The organism is Paenibacillus sp. J22P51, from assembly GCF_059692215.1.
The window spans coordinates 88,433-112,350 of record NZ_JCAUAZ010000004.1 but is presented as its reverse complement, the minus strand read 5'-3'; the positions used below and the strand labels follow the sequence as shown (position 1 = coordinate 112,350).

The following is a 23,918-nucleotide window of genomic DNA, read 5'->3' as shown; positions in this document are numbered from 1 at the left end:
AATTTACTTCTAAATCGACAATGTGATCGATTCCCTAGCCAATCTATGCGTAATATCACTGACGATATAAGCAGCTGCTTGACTTCGTTGCATGTCTGCCATACGATTTCTTATCTCTTCATACAGACTTGGACGTTGAAATAAATAATCCATATTCGAGACTAATTCCTCTAGACTATTCGAAATTGAAGCCAGCCCCCGACATGAGAGGTATAAAGCATTCTCTTTTTCCTGCCCTGCATGCGGCTTATAAATGAAAAGTGGCAGCCGAAGGACAATTGCCTCCGTGATTGTTAATCCTCCCGCTTTCGTTATGATACAGACTGCCTTTGACATCCATTCGTGTACGTTGTCCACATATCCCAAAATGCAGATGCTAGGGTTCGTTGCAAACATTTCAAGAAGCCTCTGACGTAATTTCTCATTATGACCACAAATAACAATGATACGGAATTGAGCAAACATAGTTAAAGCACTAAGCATATCCTCCATATAGCTATTTACGCTGTTATCGGTTGCCATAATGAGAATGAGCCTTCCTTTGCGACCTCGAGCCATTAAGCTTTCCGTTGCAAATTCTTGACGAATTGGAATACCGCTTACCTCAACCCGCTCCTTGTTAACGCCATTAAATACGATTTGCTGTTTTAATTCCTCTGTTGCTACATAATATTTATCGACATTCGGATGCAGCCAACTCGCATGCAAAGCGTAATCCGTAAGTACGGTGAAGTTCTGAACCCCCATCGAGCTGCATACTTCCGGGGCCGCCCCAAAGGGGAACGTACTAACAACCACATCAGGTTGCTCCTGCTGAATGAGCTCTTTTAATTTCCTTTGACCTAAATAGGCCATCGATTTCTGAAAAAGCGCAGTCTGCTTCGTCTCACGAGTTAAATAATAACACCAGCCATAATAATCAAGACCAAAGCGTGAACCTCTCACACTAGTATTAATCAGTGTAGTCGTAATTAAATTAATGAACGGGTGTCCCTCTTTCATGAGGTTAACGATTCTCACATGATCTATTCCTTGCTCTAAGAATTGCTGATACAAGGCTTTGGAAGCCTGCAGATGACCATTCCCGTAGCTAGCCGTAAGAATTAATACACGAGGATTAGCGTTCATGTAAGTGGTAACCACCTTTCATCACCAACATCTCAGTAGAGCACTCCTTATTTCATCGCAGTTTCGCGTGAGTCTTTTCGACTCCACACTTTAGATTCTATCGCTTCATATAAGTGAATAATTGCTTCTAAACACTTCTTTGCCCATGTTGAGCGAATAAAAAGCTGATGAACAGCAGCCGCGGCAATCATGCCAATTCCGGCACCAGCTAGTACATCTAATGGATAATGAACACCGGTCCATACGCGTGAGAACGCGATACAGGCAGCTAAGAGCAGCCACACGGTTCCTTCTTTTCGGCGAAATAACCAAATAGATGTTGCAATCACAAATGCTCCAACGGCATGATCACTTGGAAATGAGGCATTAGCTGGGTGTGCAATCAATTGCAACACGGAATGAGTCACGAAGGGACGATCGCGGTAGAAATAATGCCCAATCAACCCACTGCAGCTTAATGCAATAGAAGCAGATAGGAGTGATTCTGCAACCATTTGCCGCTTGATCGCATGCCTTGTAAGCCAGTACACAAAAACGCCTACGTAAAACACATATTCGGCATAGGAAGCAAATATACGCATTATGGGATTAAGAACGGACAAGGTGTGCCCAAGCTCATTAATCTGTTGAAACCATTGATAATCCAAATCTAACATACGAACAATCATCCTCTTTCGTTACTGAATGTCTCTTACAAGCTTTACAGTAACTTTACTTGATGAAAATGAGAGGAAGATGAGAAACTAGGCATCCATTATAGGGTGTAGAGGGAAAGTCAGTTGTACACGGGTACCTTCACCTTCCACACTTGATATCGAAAGGCTTCCCTGGTAATTGAGAACGAGTTGCTTCGCTATCGCGAGACCAAGTCCCGTGCCTGCAATCTCACGATTTCTTGCTTTATCAACCCGGTAGAAACGATCAAATACGAAAGGTAAATCAGCTTCAGGAATCCCGATGCCATGATCTTGTACAATGATTTGCACCTCATTTTTCAGGCGGATCCCCTCAATGATGACCCGCTTCGTTAAACTTGAGTATTTCACTGCGTTATCCAAAATGATCATCAGCATTTGCTCCACATGCAACGGATTCATGAGCAGCATGACGTCACTAATGGTTTCCGTTTTCTCAATAAATTCGAATTCAGCATTCATGACTTCAAATCGTTTCAACGTCTCATGAATGAGCGGCTCCAATTGGATAGGTGTGATGCTATTACTTATAAAGTTGGCTTCTACTTTCGTTAAGCTTAATAACTCTTGAACCAGCTTTTTCAAACGCCTAACTTCTTGAAGTGAAGCTTCCAAGGACTCATCAAGAACAGCAGGGTCGGATTTCCCCCATCGATTTAATAATGACAAATGGCCTTCCACGATCGTAATCGGTGTCCTCAACTCATGTGAGGCATCTTCTACAAATTGTTTTTGCTGAAGAAAAGAAAATTCAAGTTGACTCATCAATTCATTAAATAGCTTGGCTAAGCTAGATAACTCATCTCCATTTTGAATATCGGTAACACGTTCGGAAAGTCCTTTCTCTTTCACGCTGCGAATCGTTGACGCCAGTGCGCGTATCGGCCGCATAAACTGCCTAGAAATGGCTAAACCACTGAGCACGCTTATAAAAACCGCTAAAATCCCACCGATCAACATCACCCATAACAAGGTCTCACTGAAATGATCGAAAGTTTCTAAGTTACTCGCTAGCTCTATGGTTCCAACGAAACTCCCTGCGACTAACGGACTCCGGTAAATGAGAATATGATCCTCTTTGTGCGTCGTCACATCGTAAAGCTCTGGAACAATCACTGACTTCGGCACCACCCAGTTCACCCCAAAATGGTTCGCAACGGTTACTAACGGCTTGCCCTCCTTGTCGAGAATACGCACCAATTGGTTTTTACTCGTCATTTTCTCGATATAGAGTTGGCTATCCGCAATTTGCAAGTCGTTGGTTGCAGCTAATTTATCCTGGAAATAGTCTTGGAACTGTACCATATTGACTTGCATTTTATCTTCCTCTTGTTTCATCATCCACTGCTTCAGTACTAAATATTGCGCAAAATTATAGGAGGCAAATAGCAGGAAGATCAGCAAAGCAGCTCCCAACATGAGCTTCCATTTGATAGGAAGAATTTGAATTGATCTCGTTAAACGTCCTCTCATCGCATCACGTATCCTATTCCCCGTACGGTTTGAATACAGCTATTCTCACCCGTATGATCTAATTTGTTTCGCAAGTATCTGACATAAACATCGACCACATTCGTTTCCACGAGTGAATCAAATCCCCAGACTTGATCCAACAGCATATCTCGTGTCAGGACAAGATGGTGATTTTTCATAAACATCACTAATAAATCGAACTCCCTTTTTGTCAGTTCCACGAGCTGTTTATCTTTGTAGACTAACCTAGCATCCAGATCCACCCTTATATGTTGAAAAGCAAGCTGTGCATGCTGTGCATTTCCTTCCAGCTCCAAACGTCGAAAAACAGCCCTAATACGCGCTAATAGCTCCTCAATGGCAAAAGGCTTCGGAATATAATCATCAGCCCCGCTATCTAATCCGGATACACGATCTTCCACGCTATCTCTTGCTGTAAGCATTAGAATTGGTGTCTTCTTGGCCGCGCGAATACGTCGACAGACTTCAATTCCGTTTATTTGGGGCAGCATAACATCCAGGAGGATCAGATCCCAATCTTCCTGAAGAGCTAGTTCTAGACCGCTTTTCCCGTCATAAGCTGCTTTCACTACAAACGCTTCGTGTTCGAGTTCCAATTGAATAAAACGGACAAGATTTTTTTCATCCTCTATAAGCAATATGCGCTTCATCGGCGGCATCTCCCCACATGTGCAAATTGAACTTGGAATGGCTATACTATATCAACTATACAGATTGTTCATGAGATTAGCATGAGAAAACCGAAACCAGCAACAGATAAAAAAGAAATCGAACCTACCACTTTCATCAAGCATAAGATGCATTGACTATAGGTTATTGATCTATGCAGAAAAGAGTTGGTAATCATGACAAGCAAAATACTCGTCATCGAAGATGAAGAGAAAATAGCAAGGCTTCTGCAATTAGAGCTCTTATATGCTGGATATTCTGTCGAGTTATCCTTAGATGGTTTAGACGGGTTAAAGAAAGCATTGAACGACGTGTGGGATCTCATTCTTCTTGATATTCTCTTACCTGGAATAAACGGTTTTGAATTCATAAATCGCTTCCGTAAAGTGAATAGAGAAACGCCAATTATTGTATTAACTGCTTGCAGCAACCATACTGATATTGTGAATGGACTTGACCTTGGTGGCCAGGACTATGTCACTAAACCTTTTCACATGGATGAGCTATTAGCTCGTATTCGCGCATGCATGCGTTACCATAATCGACCAAGAGAATCCAATAACCCTCATAACAAAAATGAGCCGCTCATCTATTCTCTGAAAGAAACTGTCGTGAATCTCAGAACGAGAGAGGTTCATAGTAACGGCGTTAAGGTTGATTTAACACCTAAGGAATTTCAACTACTCATTTATTTGATTGAGCATCCGAATGAAATTCTCAGTCGCGAGCAGATCATGAACGATGTATGGGGATATACGTTTCTGAGAAATTCTAATCTGGTAGATGTCTATATCCGATATGTTCGCAAAAAGCTAACTACCTCTTTTCCGACGATTCGAACAATCCGCGGCGTTGGTTACATTTTGGAGCTTTAGCTGCATGAAAATTAAAACGAAAGCCACTTTGTTGTCCTTCGTTTGGTTGATCTGTATTTTGTTGCCGCTCATCTTTATTATTTACTATTTTTATGCTCAATTCGAGAAAGATGAAGAGATGGAAATCCTGCAACATACGGCAGATGAAATAATCAAACACGTACCTCCCTTAGATTTGCTTCATGAGGATCTTACAAGCATTGTTTTAAGCAATTATCTTTCGACTCATACGATGATTCGCGCCATTGACAAGACATCAACAGTAAGAAACCAAGCTTCAAACCACTTTGAATTATTAGCTATCTCTCCGCAATACTCCGATACACAGGAATCTTATTTAGATACCTCTCATGAGGAAAAGGTAATGATTGTTCGAACACCTATTCGAAATGGTACAGAAATTATTGGAACCTTGGAGATCATAGCAGAGCCTATTGAGTTAGAACAAAGCTTATATCGCTTAATCATCATCATCTGTTACGTTGCTATTGGGGCTATACTTATTTCGATCTCGGGTAGTTTTTTATTGTCTAGACTACTATTCTTACCCCTTTCACGGATGATTAAAATTATGAAAGAAATTGAAACAAGTCTTGAGATTAGAAAACTGCCCCTAAATCGAAAATCAAAGGATGAGCTTTATCAGTTATCTGAGACATTTAATCATATGATGGAACGCATCGAGACTAGTATGCAGAAACAGCGACAGTTTACTTCTGATGCTTCGCATGAATTCAAGACCTCACTTACGATTATTGAAGGATATACATCACTCATTCGGAGATGGGGCTTCGAGAATTGTGACCTTCATAGGGAAGCTCTGGATGCCATTCATCAAGAGAGTTCTCGAATGAGGCAAGTTACGTATCAATTGCTCGAATTGGCTGCATTAGAACATGACACGAAGCTCACGATTAGCGACTTTGATCTCGTATCTCTTTGTGAAGAGACGATTCAGCTACTACAGCCACTCTCAACCAAAGAGATCTCCCTATTTCCTACGGGTAAAAATCTACCAATAGAAGCCGATCGAATACAAATCAAACAAGTGTTGTTAATTACCTTGGATAATGCATTGAAATATGCGAACCAGCGGATTGACATTCACCTTGAAAAACTGACCTCATATCTATCCATCAGAGTTGTTGATGATGGTATCGGGATTCCATCCGAAGAATTGCCTTTCATCTTCGAGCGATTCTATCGTGTTGACCGTTCTAGAAGCCGGCAAACAGGCGGTTCTGGACTAGGTTTAGCCATAGCGAAGTCGATCATCGATCTCCACCATGGAACCATCCAAATGAATAGCGATCCGGATGGGGGAACTGAAGTCATGATTTCCCTACCAATAAGGAAACCCTACAACTTATGAAGTTGAAGGGTTTCCTTTTTTGACCTAATCTTCTTTACTTCAAGATGATTGGGTTGATTCAATACATACTTTGCATATTTCATCGGTGTTTCATACGTCCTATAAATCGTTTCGTTCATCTTTGCCTTTTTGAATGAATAGCGCTGATCTCGTCCATTGATCTCTATTAATTTAATGGCGCCTTGACGATCGACGCCGATATCCAACCCGACGTCCGCCAATTGAGGCAATTTCCCACTCAAGTGAGTCATTATTTCCAATGAAGCATCGCGGATAGCTGCTTTCATGTCAACATGCTCAAATCCACTCGCCTGAAATAGCTCATCTACCTTTTTGACCCTGCCGCCTTTGGCTACATTCGTTACATGACGCCCGACTGCAGCAACCCTACCGATCATGCCAATAATTTGCCAACTACCTGTGCTCCCGCGTTGTACGGTTACACGCAAATCATAAGGTCTGCCGTTGTATGTTGCTACCGGAATGGCTTCTTGAATCATGTATTTTTGCTTACCCACATATCTCGTGATATAGGCAACCGCTTTTTTACTCGATACCAATCGGGGTCTGCCCTTTTTCCAATAAAACAACCAATTCCCGCTCTTATGCTTCTTCAGTTTCATGATGCCTTCGCCTACACTATTATTCGTTGGCTTGATATATAAGGAGGCATAATTCTGCATGGCATGTTGTAATTGCTCGTGAGAATATTTCATTGAAAATGGCAGATAGGCTCGTAGCCTTGGATTCTGAATCATTAATTTATAGATCACATACTTATCATATCGATTTTGTCGATTGAATAAGAAACTTGTTTGCGATAAACGATGGAGTTGTTCATTCTGTTTGGAAGCAAAAGTAATGACGCGGTTATGGGTTACTTTAGGAATCGGCCGCCGTTCTAATCTGTACTTCTTTTTACTGTAAGTAAAACCAACAGCTGATCTTTTCCCTATTTGATCTAATGACATATAAAAGAGCTTCAGACCAAGCTGCTTCGCCGCTCTATTATAGAGAGAAAGCCGCTCGTTGCCTGTTCTTCTGCTGGGGATTCCTTTAAATGTTTGTCGATCCAATAAGACACCGACGGTATTAAGCATAGGTACACCACCATTCAGATATTCACTTGGTACAGTATATTGCCAAATATCTGAGCCATCACGGTAACTACCTACATAGATAGATTAGAATGTTATCATAAACAGGATTCACCGGAGTTACCCGATCGTCCTTTGGCGTTTCTTTGTTGAGTCAATGATTTTATGCTCATGAAACTCTCATCGTTTTCTAATAAACCATTCTCAGGCCGTGTGAGCCCTGTATTTAAGAGCTAGTTAGTAATCCTTAGGAGGTTTCAGGTGTGTTAAGGTTATCTCAGGCCAAGTGAAAGCCTAATACACGATCCTTAAGGAGGATATCCAATCATGAATACTATGAAAACGAATCGCCTGAAAAAGTCGCTATTAGGAATTACACTTAGTGTTTCCTTATTTGCTTCTATGACTGTCATGACCGCTCCACAAGCGGCTCACGCTGCTACAACGAATACGCTGTCCGCGGCATCAACCTCTGCATCTACCAAAGCCGACAGCATCATTAGCTTGGGTAAAAGATATCTTGGTGTTCATTATAAGTTCGGCTCTCAGAAAGGAACTACACGCACATTTGACTGTTCTTCCTTTACGCAATATGTCTATGGCCAGTATGGGATTACGTTGCCACGTTCTTCTAAAGAGCAGTCACAAGTAGGTAGTTACGTACCTAGGAATCAACTAAAGCCAGGAGATCTAGTCTTCTTCTATTCACCTATTCATCATGTTGGTATTTATATCGGGAATGGCAAGGTTATGCATACGTACGGCAGCCCTGGTGTAACCATCACGGATATGAACTCCGGTTGGTGGAGCACGCATTACAAGACGGCCCGCCGTGTAATTAAATAAAGTTAGCCTTGATAGCAAGACCTCCTTCACTTCATAAGTGAGGGAGGTCTTTTTGTCATGCATCATAATAGATTCTTCGCTTCATGATCTCTACACTTTCCGGGAATGATAAGAATATGCTCTAAGATGAAGGCCTTTTCCATTTCAGTTAAATTCGAACCATGAATAAGTGCTGCTACTCTTTCTTCAAGATCGTGTATCGTATGCAGAAAAACATCCAGTTCATCCAATGGATCTCTCATCCCAACACATCCTTTCCCGTTCATTTTTATAATGGCTTCCTACACTAAACGCGAAAACGATAACCTGCTCCCCATACGGTTTCAATATATTGCGAGTTGGACGGCTCGATTTCAATCTTTTCTCTTATTTTACGAATATGCACCGTCACGGTTTGGGAATCTCCCACGGCATCCATGCCCCAGATACGTTCAAAAAGGTGATCTTTACTAAACACACGATCCGGATTCATCGCAAGGAAATGCAGCAAGTCGAATTCCTTGGTAGTTAGATTGATTTCTTGCTCGTGAACAAATACGCGGCGTGATCCATTATCAATGAGCAGTCCATGAATGCGGATCTCATCCTTATATTCCTTGGTCCCTATTAAGCGATCATATCTTGATAAGTGGGCTTTAACTCTGGCGACCAGCTCTACGGGCTTAAACGGCTTTGTAATATAGTCATCCGCACCAAGTCCAAGGCCACGGATCATATCGATATCCTCTTTCTTGGCGGTGACCATCAAGATCGGGATTTGATGCTTTTCACGGAGTTGCTTGCATACCTCGAACCCGTTGATCAATGGCAGCATCACGTCAAGTATGATCAGGTCATATTCCCCGCCTAGCCCCAGCTGCAAGCCTTTCTCCCCATCCATCGCGATATCGACCTTATAGCCGCTGACTTCTAAATAATCTTTCTCGAGCTGTGCAATAAGTTCCTCATCTTCAACAATTAGAATTTGTTTCAATCTGATCCACCATCTTTGAGCCTTCTAAGCGGCAATTTTATAGTAATACAAGTTCCTTCATCCTTCACACTGCGCGCCTCAATCGTTCCCCCATGCCCTTCAATCATTTGCTTCGAAATCGCGAGCCCAAGCCCGCTTCCACCTTGTTGACTGTTACGAGAGGGGTCTGCTCGATAAAACCGATCAAAGATATGAGGCAATGCTTCTGCATCAACGCCGATGCCGTTATCCGTTATTTCGATCCTGACGTGATCCCCTGCTAATTCCGCATGCAAAGTAATGAATTTCTCCGTTTTGTTCAAATATTTCAGTGAATTATCCAAAATATTTGCGAATACGCGTTTAATTTTATCCCGGTCTAGCGAGACCAGAACTTGTTCCTGTAGGGTAATTTCCGACATATAGTGAACGCCTTTTTTACCAAGCTCAAAATCTAATTCATCTGACCAGTCTAATAAAAAAGAGGCGAAATCTACGATTTCAAAGTTAAAAGGCACACGCTTCAAATCCAATTTAGAATATAAAAATAATTCATCAATTAAGTGATCCATCTCTTCCGCTTTGGCAGAAATGATTTCAATGTATTTCTGCTTCTTATCTGGTGTATCCGCAATCCCATCTCCTAATCCATCCACATAACCCCTAATGGCAGTAAGCGGCGTACGAATGTCATGCGAGATGTTAGAGATAAGCTCTTTGCGATTTTCTTCATATTGAATCTGGGTTTGGATAGATTCTTTCAATTGTTTCCGCATTTGTTCAAAAGCAATGCTTAATTGCCCAATTTCATCTTTATTCTTGATGTGGACTTGAAAATCAAGGTCCCCAGCCTGAATCCGTTTCATGGCATTCTTTAGTTTGCGAAGGGGATTAACGATACTTCTGGAGACATAAATCGTTAGAAGCGTATGGGTGAGAATCAGAATAATAAACAATGTTAGAAAAAGAATAGGAAAAAACTTTTGGGTAAAGTTAACTAGAGGACTAACCGTCGTGACAATGAACATACTGCTGGGCTGCTGCCCATTATCCAGAAAATCAAATGAATTCACTTCCAATAAGTCCTTGCCATAACGCTTAGCATCTTCATGCTCCGGACGACCAGGGTGCTTAAATTCGGGCAATTGTAAGAGAATATCCGAGTTATTTATAGACGGGGATACAAATATAAGCGTATTGCCCTTGCGAACGATCAAGTTTGCATGATTGGTTTGAAGATCTTGATCAAGCTCATCTAGATAGCTCAAATCTGTCAGGATATTCGGGTTTTTCTCAGAAGTTCGCTTCAATTCTTTAAATGTATGTTCCACGTTCTGATTTTCAAATAGCCCAACACCTGTCCGTAATTGATCACGTATGCCCTGGAAATCACCGCGAAAAACGAGAACAAGCAAGGCAGCCGTAATGATCATCATAACGAGTGGAACGAGCAGCATGGCCGCATAGGATAGCAATAATCTCAGCCGAATGGACATGTTTGGATTCCCCGCATTAGACTTCTTTTTTATCGAATTTATAGTAACCAATTGCCAAAAATAATAACCAACTCGACAGTAAGAACAGCAATGACGTCACTAATCGACCTGTTGGAACAGTCTGACTGAGCCATAACACGTGCCAATCCGTATAGGAAAATGGTGAGAAAGCAGATACAGAGCTTAATAGGAATGGTGCTATTTTCGCTGCCGCGTACAAGACGATGGAGAAGACCATAAAGCTGCTTGCGCTTTTAAAGAACTGGGCAACAAAGATAAACACGGCCGACAAGGCAAACATCGAGACAAACGCTGCTAGATAAGCAATGATGATGTGGAAGGTATCCGTGAAACTAGCTGATGTTCCTGTAAAAAGGTTGCAAATGAAGGTTACGATGCCAAGAATAATCAGAATGCCAGCTATACCTGATCCTAACGCAGCGATTTTCGTGCCATAGACTTGATAGCGTGAATTCGGTCGAAGTAAGGCAAGCTTTAATGTTTTGGCCGCTATTTCATTCGGGAATAAATCGCCTACCATGGTGAAAATAAACAGTGGAATCCACAAGCTTGTATAAATGGTCAGCATTTGTATCGGAAAGGTCTGGCTCACGGCAATAAGCCCTAGAATAGGCTGTAGGGCATGGAGCGAAAGGGCAAGCAAGATAGGCAGTAAAGCTGAAAGTACGACAAACAGCACAATTTTCTTTCGATAAAACATTAAGTAAAGTTCGTTTAAGTAACCAGCGCGCCAACTATGCACAATCAAGCCCCTCCTTTTCCTCCGATAGCTCCAGCTCATCAATGTAGAATTGCTCTAACGATTGATTGCTTTGCAATAGTTCGGATACGTATCCTTCTTTTTTCAATTGTCCTTCAACGACAATCCCTACGCGGTTGCACAACTGTTCCAACTCATGAATCATATGGCTCGAAATGATAAATGACGTACCCTTCTCTGAGGAAAGTTGTTTAATTAACTTTCGGAACATCACCGTGCCTTCAATATCCAAGCCATTGGTTGGTTCATCTAGGATGACCAGCTTCGGCTCTGGGAGAATCGCTGCAGCAAGTGCTAACTTCTGCTTCATGCCCGTTGAGAAGCCCTTAATTTTCTCTTTGCGAACCTTGAACAAGCCAACTCGTTCCAAAACTTCTTCCATGCGAGCGCGTGTGACTTTGGGGTAGAAGCGCGCAACAAGCTCTAAATACTGCCAGGCACTAAGGAATTCATGGAAATCAGCAGATTCAATCATACTGCCAACCTGCTGCATGCCTTGTGCGAAATTGTCTGCAAGGTTGCTATTAAACAGAGTAATCGTGCCCTGATCTGGGCGAATGAGTCCCGTGATTAGCTTAAGAAACGTGGTTTTACCAGCGCCATTGGGCCCGAGTAAACCATAAACATCCCCTTCATGTAACTGAAGATTCATATCTCGAATTCCCCGATCGTTCCGGTATACCTTACTCAAATGAGATGTCTCTAAAATCGTGTTCATTAAGTTTCCCCTTCCTATGGAGATAGGCAGATAGGTTAGCATACTAACCTATCTGCTTGATGATATGACTATTTCCGATTAATCATTAGCGTCATGTTCTTTTCCATGTCTATCATGTTTCACCGTTTGAACGGTTTTGCCAGTCAGATCAATCGTATCCGGTGTTGTGTTGTTATAATTGGATAGATCTGCTTGCAAATGAAGTGTAACTTGATGTGCAACACCGCTATCATCTTTACCAGAAACCGTTAGATCCGCTTCTTGATGGGAGATATAATTCGCAGCATTAACGGTTGCTTTAATGGATACACTTTCAAGTTTAATATCTTGAGTCAACTGGGGCGCAGCATTTTTCAAGAAATCTTCATTGAAAGGGAATTCGTTCGCGTCCGTGCCATTCGCTTCTTTTTCGCTATCGTGTTCATCCTTGGTTGCTTCTTTCAGAGCGATTGGTGCCAGCGCATTAACAACCGTAGGGATTTGAGCATTCGTCAATTGAACCGAGATATCCTTGGATCCATCAGCTTTCGTGTCAACAGCTACAAAGTCCTTCAAATTCCCAACGAGTGCATCAATCACCGTCTCAACTTGTTGAGGAATCTCCGATTCGTTCACAGATTTCTCCTCTTTGTGTCGCTTCTCCATTTCTTGGTTTACGAAGTACACATCACTTGCATCAGACTTAAGTACGGTTTGATTACTTTGCTTATAGAAGCTGAGCGACTGGTCTGTTCCATTGGCTGTCACTTTCGCAGTACCGCTTGCCGTTTCCGAATCCAAGCTAAGCTTGAAATTGCCGCTTGCATTTGCAAGCACTTTGCCATTGTCTTGCAAGGAAGCTGCCGCTTGAACCGCTACGTTTTGAATCGTTTTCGTATTCTTAAGTGCTGACTTATATGCGTCATAACCCGATGTACTTGCTAATGCACTAAATCCCGTTGTTACCATGACAATAGAGCTAATGCCAACAGCGCTACCTAACAAAATCCACTTCTTTTTCATGTTATCCTCCTAATAGTTGGTATGATGGGCTTACACCTAAAGGATAGACAAGAGAAATGAAGTGCTTATGAACCAATTCTTAAATCTTTCTTAACTCTGGGCGTTGCTAACGATTCAAAGAAATGCATGAATCAAAAATAGAATAGCAAAGATAAGTCCGAACCGCATATGCCATCTCCGATCAAGTCTTCGGTAACGAAACACCCCCGCGATAGGTACTGGTAATAAAGCAACACCAGCCACAAGACCGCTCATATGGGCAAAGTCTAACTTGAACTCATAAAGAAAAGCTCCAATGATATGCAGTACGATAAGTCCGATTGCAAGAATAGCGAGCGGAGAATGCCATTTCCTAGTGATTCCAGACAGGAAAATCGCACCTTCTTTTAAGCGTGAGCCATGCTTCATCCATCGTTTTTGGAGCAATGTTTTCAAAATATAATAAGCCAATACAACAAACAAAATGATTCTTGCTTGAGATCCATAATTTTTATATAGACCCTTGAATGCGCGATCGTGCCATTGTGTAGATGATAAATGAAACATGTTCCATAAGCCGTAAATAACAAAGACAAGTGTAATTGCGCAACTTAATAACACCCACTTTTTATCTTTTGTCCATAATGTCCTCAATATCTGTTCCGTCCCCTCTTTCAAATATTTCAGTGCCATGAGGAACAAACGCATCCTCATAATCTGTTATAAACATTACGTGATAAAGATGAGAAAAGAATGAGAAGCATAGACAACTAACACATAGGTCATCACGTTGAATTATTACAAAAAAATAATTTTGCTACTAGACGCCACTCCAAGTCACTCAACCTTATTTGAATATGATAACGGGTATGATCCAAGCCAATTCCCAAGTAAAGGTGCTGTGTTGACAATGAGTCGTACTAGAACAGTAGGAAGTAAATGGGTAAAAACGAAAGTTCTTTTACGCAATAAAGAACTTCGCAAATTTGTTCCGGAAACAAGGATCTACAGTCGGAACAACCTACTCCAGATGTTAATCAAATATAAGATGGTTTATGTGAAGCCCGACCATGGTACTGCCGGTAATGGCATTATCCGAGTGGTGAAAAGTGATAAATACCACTTTCAAGCCGGTAAAGTTGCTAATTCATTTGGAACGTTTCAAAGCTTATTCGCTGCTCTGAACAAAGCCAAGTTAAAACGATCTTATCTAGTTCAACAAGGCATTCATCTTCTAACCCATCACAAGCGAATATTCGATATACGTATTATGGTGCAAAAAAACCAGATGAAAACTTGGGAAACTACTGGTTATATCGGTCGTGTCGCGCATCCAAAAAAAATAGTGACGAACTTTCATAATAGCGGGAAGCCATTACCCTTAGAATTGCTGCTTAGTTCCTATGTAAATGGACAGAAGAAAAAGGATTATATCCATAACCTGCGAAAATTAGGGTATCGAATTGCTAAGCATTATCAGACGAGTTATCCGGGATTCAAAGAGATTGGTATCGACATTGGCATCGATAAAAAATTGAAACCATGGGTACTAGAAGTTAATACATCACCGGATCCCTTTATTTTCAACCAATTACATGATAAAAAGATGTTCTTCAAAGCTCTGCATTACGCGCGAGCAAACGGACGGTTCTTACGTCTGCGACGTAAGTAAACGAAAGAAACTCCAATCCATCTTAAACATGGAGTTGGAGTTTCTTTCGTTTACTTTAAATTAAGACGAATCTAAGAATTTGGCGAATGAAAAGAAATCTAAAAACGATAAAACCTCTCGCGTTCATGAATTTAATTCTTATTCTAGTTAACCCTCTTGCCACGACTCGTGCATTAAAAACGGTTGTTGTTCCATTGGCGTTTCTGTAAACAATCCCATAAAACTGGTTGACCAAAAGCATCATATATCAACTCCTTTCCAATGAGTTAATATATAGTATTCTTTTGATTCATAGATGCGAGGGCTAGTTTCATAGATTAATGAATTCTCATCAGCCTCTCATTTGAAGCGAGTACACTAAGCAAGTCAATGGGTATAACAAATCTTGAAAAAAGGGGATCACAAATGAAAACGATGCAATCGAATGAAATAAAACGTATGTTAAGTAAAGTCCCAGAGGTCACCATTTATTTTTGGATCATAAAAATCTTATGTACCACAGTCGGAGAAACTGCTGCTGATTTCCTCAACGTAAATCTCAATTTTGGATTAACGGGTACGTCCATTGTAACGGGTGTCTTATTGCTTGCTGCCATGTACTTTCAGTTTAAGTCTAAGAAATATATGCCAAGCATCTATTGGTTGACAGTATTCTTAATCAGCATCTTCGGTACACTTGTTACCGATAATTTGACAGACAACTTAGGGATTCCCCTTGAGGTGAGTACGATCGTTTTCAGTTCAGTCTTGATATTGACCTTTGTCTTATGGTACGCCAATGAGAAAACACTCTCTATCCACTCCATATTTACGAAGAGAAGGGAAGCCTTTTATTGGTTAACCATCCTGTTCACATTTGCACTGGGAACGGCAGCTGGAGACCTCATGGCAGAAAGCCTGGGACTTGGTTATGTTGTAACAGGCGCTATCGTTTGTGCGGTTATTGCCATCATGACTGTCGCGTGGCGACTCGGGCTTGATGCTGTGCTAGCCTTCTGGATTGCTTATATCATGACGCGTCCATTGGGTGCTTCCATAGGGGATTTCCTATCACAAACACAAGATAATGGTGGGTTAGGTTTAGGCGCTACGGTAACAAGCGCTATATTCATTGTTGCGATCCTGTTATTAGTCATTTACCTTTCTGTCACTAAGCGAGATTTGATACCGACATCAACAACGTCAGCAACATCAACAAAGAAAACAACTGAGCCCAAACGATCGACCGTTATGTGGCAAGTTGTCGTGGTGGTAGCTGTACTGGTGCTCGCGGCAGGAACAGGCTATTCTGTGCGGCATAGTAGTCTCCAAGATGCCTTACCGTCAGGGTCTTCGTCTAGCTCCGTCACGCAAGCTTTCCCACAAGATGACATTTCGAGTTTCCGTAAAATTACGGAAGATACATTAAGTCTTGTTCAGGCAGGAAATCCTTCCGCTGCAAAGACACGCGTTAGTGATCTGGAGACCGCTTGGGACAAAGCGGAGGCTCGGCTTAAACCAATAAACAAAACGAAGTGGAATAGCGTTGACACTGCCATAGATAAAGTTTTACGACAAGTACGTGCTGTACATCCAGATGCTATTGCATGTAAAGCGTCGCTGGAGGCGTTGATATCCGTACTTAACTAATTTACTGATGCCGACTTGAATGAAACATAAAAAGAAACGAAAGACTACTGTCTCTCGTTTCTTCTTTTTATGCTTATATACGATCTAACTTCAGGCCATGCTTGTCAAAAATCCTCTTCATGACCTCAATGGCTTCCTCTTCATCCGGTCCATGAATATCCAATTTATACGCTTGATTATTAAAGAGCGTAACGCTCAGACCCAGAATGCTTTTCACATCAATAAACCTCGTGCCCACCTGAATGACAATACTGGATTGAAACTGATTCGCCGCTTGATTGATTTCTACAATAGCTTTTGTTTCCAAACCACCCATACGAATCCCTCCACTTTAGTTCCATCGTTGGCATCCGTTTCGGTAGGACTATTCCGCCTGGCGAAACTCACGCGGTATCCGTCGCGCTGTCCCTGTTTGAATAGCCGCACGGATGACGGCTTCACGAATCCGTCTAACTACTTCTTGATTAAACACACTTGGAATGATATATAACTTGTTCAATTCCTGCGGCGTGACAACCGATGCAATCGCGGCGGAAGCGGCCAGCTTCATTTCTTCATTGATCGTGGTGGCTTGGCAGTCCAAGGCTGCACGGAATATACCCGGAAAGCAAAGCACATTGTTAATCTGATTCGGGAAATCCGAGCGCCCTGTAGCAACGACACCTACAATGTCCTCGATTTCATCGGGATGAATTTCCGGCGTTGGATTCGCCATCACGAATACCACAGGCTTAGCCGCCATCCGCTCAACATCAACACGCTTCAGCAAACCACCGGCGGACAGGCCGATGAACACATCTGCCCCTTCGATGACGTCATGCAGGGTACCTGAGCGCAGGTTAGGATTCGTCCGCTCCGCGTATTCCTTCCAATGCGGGTTTGCATAGTCGTTCGTGCGTACCAAAGCGCCTTCCCGATCAACCCCGATCAGTTCCTTCACGCCTGCAGCCAGCAAAATATTGGAGCAAGCCATTCCCGCTGCGCCAATCCCGCAGACAACAACTTTGGCCTCACTGATCTGTTTGCCGACTACTTTCAGCGCGTTGATGAGCCCCGCGTATAAGACCACTGCCGTACCATGTTGGTCGTCATGGAATACGGGGATGTCCAGCTCCTTGCGCAGCCTCTCTTCAATTTCAAAACATCGTGGGGAGGCGATGTCCTCCAGATTAATACCGCCGAACCCTGGTGCCATATGCTTGATAGTCGCGATGATTTCTTCGGTACTTTGCGTGCTTAAACAAATTGGAAAGGCATCGACATCTGCAAACTGCTTGAACAACATGGCCTTGCCTTCCATGACAGGCATCGCCGCATAGGGGCCGATGTTTCCAAGTCCGAGCACGGCACTGCCGTCGGAAACAACAGCGACCGTATTTCGCTTGATCGTCAGCTTGTAGGCGTTATCCTCATTTTCATGGATAGCCATACAGACCCTGGCAACATCCGGCGTGTATACACGGGACAGATCGTCCCTGTTCTGGATCGGTGATTTGGGCTTCATCTCAATTTTGCCGCCGAGATGAAGCAGGAATGTGCGATCAGACACATGAACGAGTCGCACGCCAGCGAGATCCTTCATCCTAGCGACAATACTGTCCAGCTGGGACTGTTCGGGAGCGGATACGGTAATGTCTCGTACCGTCCAGTTCGCACCGGTTTGAATAACGTCAATCGCGATAACATCCCCGCCACTTTCGGTAATTAACGTTATTAATTGACCGAAATGGATTTGCTCAGTCAGCAATTCCAGACGTAAAATAATACTTTTGCCACCCATCGTATTTTTCATATTCATTACCCTTCCTCATTCACAAGTACATTTTTACCTCTAAGTTTCATTATCAGCGGAATGGTAATCCAGATCAGACCGATGATGAGAAATACAAGCGAAACCGGCTTTTGCAGGAAGATCATGAAATCGCCATTAGATATGGTAAGTGCTCTACGCATGTTGTTTTCCATCATTGGCCCCAAAATAAGACCAAGCACGAGTGGTGCTAGCGGATAATCGTTCTTAGACAAGAAATATCCCACAAGACCACAGCCCATAATGAGCATTAAATCAAACGTCGAATACTGTACGGCATACACTCCGAAAACGGAAAAGACGATAATTAACGGAATTAAATACTTAGAAGGTGTTTCAATCACTTTGGCAAACACTTTAACCAGCGGCATATTAAGAATCAGCAGCATGAGATTACCGACGAACATACTTGCAATGACGCCCCATGCTAACTGTGGGTGATCTTGGAATAGCAAAGGACCTGGCTGGACATTGTACATAATGAAAGCACCCATCAGAATAGCTGTCGTTCCAGAAGATGGGATCCCCAATGTCAAAAGCGGAATCATCGCGCCACCCGATGCAGCGTTATTCGCAGCCTCCGGTGAAGCCACCCCTTCAATCGCTCCCTTACCGAATTTCTCCGGATTTTTGCTTATCTTCTTCTCTACGATATATGCGAAGAACGAAGCAAGAATAGCGCCCGCGCCAGGAAGTAAGCCGATGAAAAAACCAAGCACAGAACCGCGCGCAATAGGTGCCGCACTGTCCTTCATATCTTGTTTTGTCGGTAGAATGCGATTGATTTTGGCAATCTCGCCATCGTTTCCTTCGCGCTGAAGGATCGTTTTGAATACTTCGCCGACAGCAAATGTACCCACAGCCACAGTCAGGAATTCCAAGCCCTGATATAACTCAGGAATGCCAAAGGTGAATCGCTCCACGCCTGACACATTATCGATACCGATTGTCGCTAACAATAGACCAAAGGCCGTCATCATGAGCGCCTTCACCATTGATTTCCCAGCAAGTCCGCTAATCGCGAGCAAGCCGAGCACCATCAAGGAGAAATATTCAGCGGGTCCGAACTTGATTGCGACTGCCGACAAAGGACGAGCCAAGAAGATGAGACCGATCAGTGAAATAATGCCCGCAGCGAAGGAACCGATTGCTGAAATCGCAAGCGCAGCCCCTGCTCTACCCTGTTTGGCCATTTGATAGCCATCCAGTGTTGTGACGACAGAAGACGACTCGCCTGGCGTGTTCAACAGAATCGACGTGGTGGAGCCTCCGTACATCGCCCCATAATACACCCCTGCCAGTAAAATGATGGAGCTCGTAGCGGCTTCTTCTGGACCTAAGCCAGCTGTCATGGTTGCCGTGATCGGAATCAAGAGAGCTACACCGCTCATCGGACCAATTCCAGGAAGAACACCAACCACCGTACCAATCAATACGCCCAAAAATACAAAAATAACATTATGCCACTGCATTGCCGTGCCTAAACCGTGCATTACATAATCCAAAGTGCTCATCTTATGCCCCCCCTAACCATGTTGGAAATCCGGGAAGCGAACCATCCAGCAGATTCACATATAAGTAATACACGCCATAAGAGAAGCATGCTGCAATCAGCAAGGAAACCCATACTCTACCCTTTTGCATCGTTTGAAATCCAATCATTAGGAACAGGAACGTGGAGATCACGAACCCGATATCTTCAAGGAAATAGGCATATAACACAGCCGCGATGAAAATAATGAGAAATCGTTTGTAATCCAAATTTTCTTTGCCCTTCTCAGCACGCTGCTTACGGAACGTCTCATAAATAAGACGCAAACTCATCAGAGACAGGAACGAGCCCAAAATCATAGGAAAAATATTAGCACCTACATTACTACCGTACGCACTTGTTGAAATACCTAAAGAACCAATCACAAAGGCAAGGCCAATGGCGAAAAATGCGATGCCTGCATAACGATCAAACGTTGTATTCATTTCTCTGCCTCCTACCCTAAGGGCAAGGGAGAAGAGGTCATCTTCTCCCTTGTCTCGTTAGGTTTTATTTCTGCATACCAAGCGCTGTCAGCATGTCTTTCAATTGTGTTTCTTGCTGGCCCAAGAAAGTTTTGAAATCATCTGCTTTCTTATAATCCGACTCCCAGCTGTTCGCTTGCATTTCTTTTTTCCAAGCATCCGAATCTACCATTTTCTTAATCGTATCTTCCCAGTATTTTTTGGCGTCTGCTGACATGTCCTTCGGTCCGAAGAAACCGCGCCAAATCAGGAATTCTGCATCAACGCCTTGTTCCTTCATGGTCGGAACATCTTTCAGACTGCCACCTAGACGGGCAGGTGCTGCAACAGCAAGTATGCGGATTTTACCGGCTTTCACGTACTGATCTAAGGAAGAAGCATCTGTACCTAAGACATCAGCATTACCGCCAAGCAATGCAGTTACGGCTTCACCGCCACCGTCATAGGACACGTATTTCACTTTTTTCGGGTCAATACCATATTTAAATGCAGGTAGAATCGATACCAAGTGATCCATGGAACCAGGCGCCGAACCGCCCGCAACCGTTAGCTTCGTAGGATCTGCTTTCATATCATCGAGTAAAGATTTCAGATCTTTATATTTCGAATTGGCTGCTACGGCGACAGCACCGTAGTCTTTCGTCAATTGTGCTAGCGGCGTCGTATCATTGTATCCGTAAGGTGTGTTTCCTTCTTTTTTCAAGTGATTAATGAGAATTGGCGGTGAACTCACGAACAGCTTATAGTTATCTTTGATATCTTTAGTCGCGTATTCCGCCATAAATACAGTACCGCCGCCGCCTGGTTTGTTTTCAACTGAAACGGGCTTATCGACTGCTTTTGTTTCCGTTAATACTTTAGCGATGGTACGTGCAGTCATATCCCAGCCGCCGCCAGCACCAGATGGAGCGATAATGCTAAGTGCTTTTTCTGGATAATTGGATTTCGCAGCTGCTGGAGCTGATGACGATGATGACGATGATGGTTTCGCTGAATTGTTCCCGCAAGCGGCCAAACTAACTGCAAGCAAGCTAATAGCTGTTACTTTCCAAGACGCTGAAAAAAGTTGTTTTATCAAATGAAACCCCTCCATGTTTGGTTTTGATTTATCTTGTATCCGCTTTCTTTAAAGCGTTTTCAGAATAACACCCACTTGTGCCTATTGGGAAGTTTATGGCGATTAGTTGTAATAACGGCGTTTTGACCATTTTGTTCATATTGTTCACGGATCTGGAGACCCTATAATCATCAAAATGAGAACGCTTTATGTTACAATACCAAACACATACATTCTTCTAAATTAATCAAAAATGGGAGGCCTGCGTGGGAAATGAGGCTTCATACCAAGCTTATCCTCATTATTTGTTCGTTCCTTTCCATCGTCATCATCAGTTTGGGCAGTATATTTTATTACATGATGACCACAGCACTAGAGGATCAAATCGGGACTCGTGCCTTAAAGGTGGCTGAAACCGTTGCTAATATGTCTGATATTCGTATGGCTTTTCAAACTTCAGATCCGTCCAAGATCATCCAGCCTCTCGTCGAAAAGGTACGAGATCAAATCGATGCCGAGTATATCGTTGTGGGGAACCGCGAAGGCATTCGCTACTCACACCCGCTTCCTGAACGAATTGGGCAGGAAATGGTCGGCGGGGACAACGGTCCTGTTCTTGCAGGCCAATCGATCATCTCCAAAGCCATTGGCTCACTCGGCCCTTCACTTCGCGGTAAAGCGCCTCTTTTTGATGATCAAGGCAATGTCATCGGCATTGTGTCCGTCGGATTTCTTACGAAAGATATCAATTCGATTACCTACGCTTATCAATCGCGAATCGAGCTAATTTCCCTCATTGTCCTTGTCGTTGGCCTGATCGGTTCCGTCCTTATCGCACGTAACGTCCGAAGCTCCATACATGGACTTGAACCTAAGGAAATCGGTGAGCTGTATACCGAGAAACAAGCCATTTTGCAAACAATCCGTGAGGGAATTATCGCGGTAAACCGAGAAGGCATCATCACGATGGCAAATCGCTATGCTTTGCAGCTTATGCAGCTGCCTCTAAGTGCTAAAATCACGGGCAGACACATTGAAGATGTGATCCCAAACACGCGATTGCATGAAGTGGTACGTACGGGCGAAGCCGAGTTCGACCATGAAATGCTCATCGGCGATCATGATGTCATCGTCAATCGCGTACCGATTGTTAGCCGGAAACACGGTGTCACTGGCGCCGTTTCAAGCTTTCGAAGTAAATCCGAACTCTACCGATTGGCCGAGGAGCTATCTCAGGTGAAACGCTTCGCCGAAGCGCTGCGTGCACAGACGCATGAGTTCTCTAACAAGCTATATGTCATCTCTGGACTCATCCAGCTGGAATCGTATCAAGAAGCTGTCGATCTCATCTCCAAGGAATCGGATGTGCACCAGAACTGGGTGCAATTCATCATGACCGAAATCCCAGATCCCATGATCGGCGGGCTGTTGATTGGCAAATTCAATCATGCACAGGAGCTGAAGCTAACTTTTGAAATCGACCGCGAAAGCTCTTTTCGAGATATCCCTGCGGAAATCGATCGGAATTTACTTGTCACCATCATCGGCAACTTGATTGACAATGCCATGGAAGCGGTTCTGGCAGTTGAGGTACAGCAAACGCCGTATGTAAAATTATTTTTAACCGATCTTGGCGAGGATTTGATTATCGAATGCGAGGACTGCGGCGTCGGTATTCCTGACGAAGTAGGTAACGCCGTATTTGAGAAAGGATTCTCAACCAAAGCAGGAGAACATCGTGGCATCGGTTTAGCCTTAGTCCAGCACGCTGTACATAAGCTTAATGGGTATATCACTTTCCATAAAAATCCGGAATGCGGTACCCTTTTCACTGTTGCTATACCGAAACATTCCATATCCACAGAAAGGAGTTCAACCGCTGATGATGGAACACCAACAACCGACCATTGAAGTTTTAATCATCGAAGATGATGTGAAAATCGCCGAAATTAATCGAAGGTTTATTGAAAAAGTAGACGGCTTTCACGTTGTCGGTATTGCTACAGACGAAGTTCAAGCCAAGGAACAGCTAGACATTTTACGGCCAAATTTAGTTCTGCTGGATATTTATATTCCTGGCTCCAATGGATTGGACATGCTCTCTTATATTCGTCAACATTTTCGAGATACCGACGTCATTATGATCACGGCAGCCAAAGAAGTCGAAGCAATACGGGAGGCTGTCCGCAGCGGAGCGTTCGATTATATTATGAAACCGCTTATCTTCAATCGGTTGCAGGAAACGCTCCTGCGTTATCTGGATTTTCATCGTGAGCTGAATCGTCTAAACCTCAGTGGCTCTATTAATCAAAGCGATGTCGATCGCCTTATTTCGGTAACGGGGAAGAAGGATTCCCGCCCTGAGATTTCCTATCTCCCTAAGGGCATCGACAAATTAACGCTAGTCAAAATCGTACAAGCGATCTCTGCCGCTACAAACGGCATGTCTGCGGATCAAATCGCCAAAGAAATAGGCGTAAGTCGTTCGACTGGACGTCGTTATCTGGAGCATTTGGTCTCCTCTGGCGAAGTATTCGCCGATCTGACCTATGGCGTCGTTGGGCGCCCCGAGAGGGTTTATCGCAAACGGGAATCGTGATGCCTTCTCCTGAATCCGAAAAAAAACCTGC

24 protein-coding genes are annotated in these 23,918 nt (G+C 43.2%); 7 read left to right on the top strand and 17 right to left on the bottom strand.

Features of this window, described 5'->3' with window-relative positions:
• Positions 1–9: 9 nt before the first annotated feature.
• The 4 genes from AC58QC_RS11425 to AC58QC_RS11410 all read right to left on the bottom strand — a co-directional run bounded on the left by AC58QC_RS11425 (position 10) and on the right by AC58QC_RS11410 (position 3,967).
• The gene (locus tag AC58QC_RS11425; protein ID WP_497415265.1) at positions 10–1,128 is read right to left on the bottom strand and encodes an MGDG synthase family glycosyltransferase; all 1,119 of its coding nucleotides are present in this window, start codon (positions 1,126–1,128) and stop codon (positions 10–12) included.
• 47 nt (positions 1,129–1,175) lie between these two features.
• A complete protein-coding gene (locus AC58QC_RS11420; protein ID WP_497415264.1) occupies positions 1,176–1,784 on the bottom strand; it encodes an undecaprenyl-diphosphatase in 609 nt (202 codons plus the stop codon).
• Between the two features lie 87 nt (positions 1,785–1,871).
• Positions 1,872–3,296 (bottom strand): HAMP domain-containing sensor histidine kinase, encoded by a 1,425-nt coding sequence (locus AC58QC_RS11415; protein ID WP_497415263.1) that lies wholly within the window; start codon positions 3,294–3,296, stop codon positions 1,872–1,874.
• Positions 3,293–3,967: a response regulator transcription factor gene (locus tag AC58QC_RS11410; RefSeq protein ID WP_497415262.1), complete on the bottom strand. Its 675-nt coding sequence runs from the start codon at positions 3,965–3,967 to the stop codon at positions 3,293–3,295. The genes AC58QC_RS11415 and AC58QC_RS11410 overlap by 4 nt, the downstream gene beginning before the upstream one ends.
• Before the next feature lie 195 nt (positions 3,968–4,162).
• Here AC58QC_RS11410 and AC58QC_RS11405 point away from each other — a divergent pair, with 195 nt between their 5' ends.
• Together AC58QC_RS11405 and AC58QC_RS11400 are read left to right on the top strand one after the other, a co-directional pair.
• A complete protein-coding gene (locus tag AC58QC_RS11405) occupies positions 4,163–4,861 on the top strand; it encodes a response regulator transcription factor (protein ID WP_497415261.1) in 699 nt (232 codons plus the stop codon).
• 4 nt (positions 4,862–4,865) lie between these two features.
• Entirely contained in the window at positions 4,866–6,233 is a 1,368-nt protein-coding gene (locus AC58QC_RS11400) for a sensor histidine kinase (RefSeq protein ID WP_497415260.1), read from the top strand.
• Here the strand turns inward: AC58QC_RS11400 and AC58QC_RS11395 are convergent.
• Complete coding sequence (locus AC58QC_RS11395) at positions 6,221–7,333, bottom strand: YheC/YheD family protein (protein ID WP_497415259.1); 1,113 nt, start codon at positions 7,331–7,333, stop codon at positions 6,221–6,223. The two genes, AC58QC_RS11400 and AC58QC_RS11395, sit on opposite strands and share 13 nt — an antisense overlap.
• A gap of 324 nt (positions 7,334–7,657) precedes the next feature.
• On the opposite strand from AC58QC_RS11395, the gene AC58QC_RS11390 reads away from it, so the two are divergent.
• A complete protein-coding gene (locus AC58QC_RS11390; protein WP_497415258.1) occupies positions 7,658–8,176 on the top strand; it encodes a C40 family peptidase in 519 nt (172 codons plus the stop codon).
• A gap of 62 nt (positions 8,177–8,238) precedes the next feature.
• On the opposite strand, the gene AC58QC_RS11385 is transcribed toward AC58QC_RS11390, so the two are convergent.
• The 7 genes from AC58QC_RS11385 to AC58QC_RS11355 all read right to left on the bottom strand — a co-directional run bounded on the left by AC58QC_RS11385 (position 8,239) and on the right by AC58QC_RS11355 (position 13,797).
• Positions 8,239–8,418, bottom strand: a complete 180-nt coding sequence (locus AC58QC_RS11385; protein ID WP_497415257.1) for a hypothetical protein — start codon at positions 8,416–8,418, stop codon at positions 8,239–8,241.
• A 44-nt stretch (positions 8,419–8,462) separates the two neighbouring features.
• Positions 8,463–9,149 carry a response regulator transcription factor gene (locus AC58QC_RS11380; protein ID WP_497415256.1) on the bottom strand — a complete coding sequence of 229 codons (687 nt, stop codon included), beginning with the start codon at positions 9,147–9,149 and terminating at the stop codon, positions 8,463–8,465.
• Complete coding sequence (locus tag AC58QC_RS11375) at positions 9,146–10,624, bottom strand: sensor histidine kinase (RefSeq protein WP_497415255.1); 1,479 nt, start codon at positions 10,622–10,624, stop codon at positions 9,146–9,148. Before AC58QC_RS11375 ends, AC58QC_RS11380 begins: the two co-directional genes overlap by 4 nt.
• Positions 10,625–10,640: 16 nt before the next feature.
• Positions 10,641–11,387 (bottom strand): ABC transporter permease, encoded by a 747-nt coding sequence (locus AC58QC_RS11370; RefSeq protein WP_497415254.1) that lies wholly within the window; start codon positions 11,385–11,387, stop codon positions 10,641–10,643.
• Entirely contained in the window at positions 11,380–12,123 is a 744-nt protein-coding gene (locus tag AC58QC_RS11365) for an ABC transporter ATP-binding protein (RefSeq protein ID WP_497415253.1), read from the bottom strand. Before AC58QC_RS11365 ends, AC58QC_RS11370 begins: the two co-directional genes overlap by 8 nt.
• Before the next feature lie 78 nt (positions 12,124–12,201).
• On the bottom strand, positions 12,202–13,125 hold the full coding sequence (locus tag AC58QC_RS11360) for a hypothetical protein (protein WP_497415252.1): 924 nt from the start codon (positions 13,123–13,125) through the stop codon (positions 12,202–12,204).
• A 114-nt stretch (positions 13,126–13,239) separates the two neighbouring features.
• Entirely contained in the window at positions 13,240–13,797 is a 558-nt protein-coding gene (locus AC58QC_RS11355; protein WP_497415251.1) for a hypothetical protein, read from the bottom strand.
• Positions 13,798–14,014: 217 nt separating this feature from the next.
• Here AC58QC_RS11355 and AC58QC_RS11350 point away from each other — a divergent pair, with 217 nt between their 5' ends.
• On the top strand, positions 14,015–14,776 hold the full coding sequence (locus AC58QC_RS11350; RefSeq protein WP_497415250.1) for a YheC/YheD family protein: 762 nt from the start codon (positions 14,015–14,017) through the stop codon (positions 14,774–14,776).
• Between the two features lie 405 nt (positions 14,777–15,181).
• Entirely contained in the window at positions 15,182–16,405 is a 1,224-nt protein-coding gene (locus AC58QC_RS11345; protein WP_497415249.1) for a COG4705 family protein, read from the top strand.
• Positions 16,406–16,478: 73 nt separating this feature from the next.
• On the opposite strand, the gene AC58QC_RS11340 is transcribed toward AC58QC_RS11345, so the two are convergent.
• The 5 genes from AC58QC_RS11340 to AC58QC_RS11320 all read right to left on the bottom strand — a co-directional run bounded on the left by AC58QC_RS11340 (position 16,479) and on the right by AC58QC_RS11320 (position 21,324).
• The gene (locus AC58QC_RS11340; RefSeq protein ID WP_497415248.1) at positions 16,479–16,721 is read right to left on the bottom strand and encodes an HPr family phosphocarrier protein; all 243 of its coding nucleotides are present in this window, start codon (positions 16,719–16,721) and stop codon (positions 16,479–16,481) included.
• Positions 16,722–16,769: 48 nt separating this feature from the next.
• Positions 16,770–18,197 (bottom strand): NAD-dependent malic enzyme, encoded by a 1,428-nt coding sequence (locus tag AC58QC_RS11335; protein WP_497415547.1) that lies wholly within the window; start codon positions 18,195–18,197, stop codon positions 16,770–16,772.
• A gap of 5 nt (positions 18,198–18,202) precedes the next feature.
• Entirely contained in the window at positions 18,203–19,729 is a 1,527-nt protein-coding gene (locus AC58QC_RS11330) for a tripartite tricarboxylate transporter permease (protein WP_497415247.1), read from the bottom strand.
• A 1-nt stretch (position 19,730) separates the two neighbouring features.
• The gene (locus AC58QC_RS11325) at positions 19,731–20,192 is read right to left on the bottom strand and encodes a tripartite tricarboxylate transporter TctB family protein (RefSeq protein ID WP_497415246.1); all 462 of its coding nucleotides are present in this window, start codon (positions 20,190–20,192) and stop codon (positions 19,731–19,733) included.
• Positions 20,193–20,256: 64 nt separating this feature from the next.
• Positions 20,257–21,324, bottom strand: a complete 1,068-nt coding sequence (locus tag AC58QC_RS11320; protein ID WP_497415245.1) for a tripartite tricarboxylate transporter substrate binding protein — start codon at positions 21,322–21,324, stop codon at positions 20,257–20,259.
• Between the two features lie 237 nt (positions 21,325–21,561).
• Between AC58QC_RS11320 and AC58QC_RS11315 the strand changes: the two genes are divergently transcribed.
• Together AC58QC_RS11315 and AC58QC_RS11310 are read left to right on the top strand one after the other, a co-directional pair.
• Positions 21,562–23,199, top strand: a complete 1,638-nt coding sequence (locus AC58QC_RS11315; protein WP_497415244.1) for an ATP-binding protein — start codon at positions 21,562–21,564, stop codon at positions 23,197–23,199.
• A complete protein-coding gene (locus AC58QC_RS11310) occupies positions 23,171–23,887 on the top strand; it encodes a response regulator (protein ID WP_497415243.1) in 717 nt (238 codons plus the stop codon). Before AC58QC_RS11315 ends, AC58QC_RS11310 begins: the two co-directional genes overlap by 29 nt.
• Positions 23,888–23,918 lie beyond the last annotated feature (31 nt).

What these genes read in the sequence shown, in the direction of transcription:
- AC58QC_RS11350 (WP_497415250.1), top strand. Translation starts at nt 14,015, where the DNA reads ATGAGTCGTACTAGAACAGTAGGAAGTAAATGGGTAAAAACGAAAGTT.
- AC58QC_RS11420 (WP_497415264.1), bottom strand. Translation starts at nt 1,784, where the DNA reads ATGTTAGATTTGGATTATCAATGGTTTCAACAGATTAATGAGCTTGGG.
- AC58QC_RS11345 (WP_497415249.1), top strand. Translation starts at nt 15,182, where the DNA reads ATGAAAACGATGCAATCGAATGAAATAAAACGTATGTTAAGTAAAGTC.
- AC58QC_RS11385 (WP_497415257.1), bottom strand. Translation starts at nt 8,418, where the DNA reads ATGAGAGATCCATTGGATGAACTGGATGTTTTTCTGCATACGATACAC.
- AC58QC_RS11365 (WP_497415253.1), bottom strand. Translation starts at nt 12,123, where the DNA reads ATGAACACGATTTTAGAGACATCTCATTTGAGTAAGGTATACCGGAAC.
- AC58QC_RS11375 (WP_497415255.1), bottom strand. Translation starts at nt 10,624, where the DNA reads ATGTCCATTCGGCTGAGATTATTGCTATCCTATGCGGCCATGCTGCTC.
- AC58QC_RS11310 (WP_497415243.1), top strand. Translation starts at nt 23,171, where the DNA reads ATGATGGAACACCAACAACCGACCATTGAAGTTTTAATCATCGAAGAT.
- AC58QC_RS11335 (WP_497415547.1), bottom strand. Translation starts at nt 18,197, where the DNA reads ATGAAAAATACGATGGGTGGCAAAAGTATTATTTTACGTCTGGAATTG.
- AC58QC_RS11340 (WP_497415248.1), bottom strand. Translation starts at nt 16,721, where the DNA reads ATGGGTGGTTTGGAAACAAAAGCTATTGTAGAAATCAATCAAGCGGCG.
- AC58QC_RS11325 (WP_497415246.1), bottom strand. Translation starts at nt 20,192, where the DNA reads ATGAATACAACGTTTGATCGTTATGCAGGCATCGCATTTTTCGCCATT.
- AC58QC_RS11405 (WP_497415261.1), top strand. Translation starts at nt 4,163, where the DNA reads ATGACAAGCAAAATACTCGTCATCGAAGATGAAGAGAAAATAGCAAGG.
- AC58QC_RS11395 (WP_497415259.1), bottom strand. Translation starts at nt 7,333, where the DNA reads ATGCTTAATACCGTCGGTGTCTTATTGGATCGACAAACATTTAAAGGA.
- AC58QC_RS11320 (WP_497415245.1), bottom strand. Translation starts at nt 21,324, where the DNA reads ATGGAGGGGTTTCATTTGATAAAACAACTTTTTTCAGCGTCTTGGAAA.
- AC58QC_RS11355 (WP_497415251.1), bottom strand. Translation starts at nt 13,797, where the DNA reads ATGGCACTGAAATATTTGAAAGAGGGGACGGAACAGATATTGAGGACA.
- AC58QC_RS11400 (WP_497415260.1), top strand. Translation starts at nt 4,866, where the DNA reads ATGAAAATTAAAACGAAAGCCACTTTGTTGTCCTTCGTTTGGTTGATC.
- AC58QC_RS11315 (WP_497415244.1), top strand. Translation starts at nt 21,562, where the DNA reads ATGAGGCTTCATACCAAGCTTATCCTCATTATTTGTTCGTTCCTTTCC.
- AC58QC_RS11415 (WP_497415263.1), bottom strand. Translation starts at nt 3,296, where the DNA reads ATGAGAGGACGTTTAACGAGATCAATTCAAATTCTTCCTATCAAATGG.
- AC58QC_RS11330 (WP_497415247.1), bottom strand. Translation starts at nt 19,729, where the DNA reads ATGAGCACTTTGGATTATGTAATGCACGGTTTAGGCACGGCAATGCAG.
- AC58QC_RS11425 (WP_497415265.1), bottom strand. Translation starts at nt 1,128, where the DNA reads ATGAACGCTAATCCTCGTGTATTAATTCTTACGGCTAGCTACGGGAAT.
- AC58QC_RS11410 (WP_497415262.1), bottom strand. Translation starts at nt 3,967, where the DNA reads ATGAAGCGCATATTGCTTATAGAGGATGAAAAAAATCTTGTCCGTTTT.
- AC58QC_RS11360 (WP_497415252.1), bottom strand. Translation starts at nt 13,125, where the DNA reads ATGAAAAAGAAGTGGATTTTGTTAGGTAGCGCTGTTGGCATTAGCTCT.
- AC58QC_RS11390 (WP_497415258.1), top strand. Translation starts at nt 7,658, where the DNA reads ATGAATACTATGAAAACGAATCGCCTGAAAAAGTCGCTATTAGGAATT.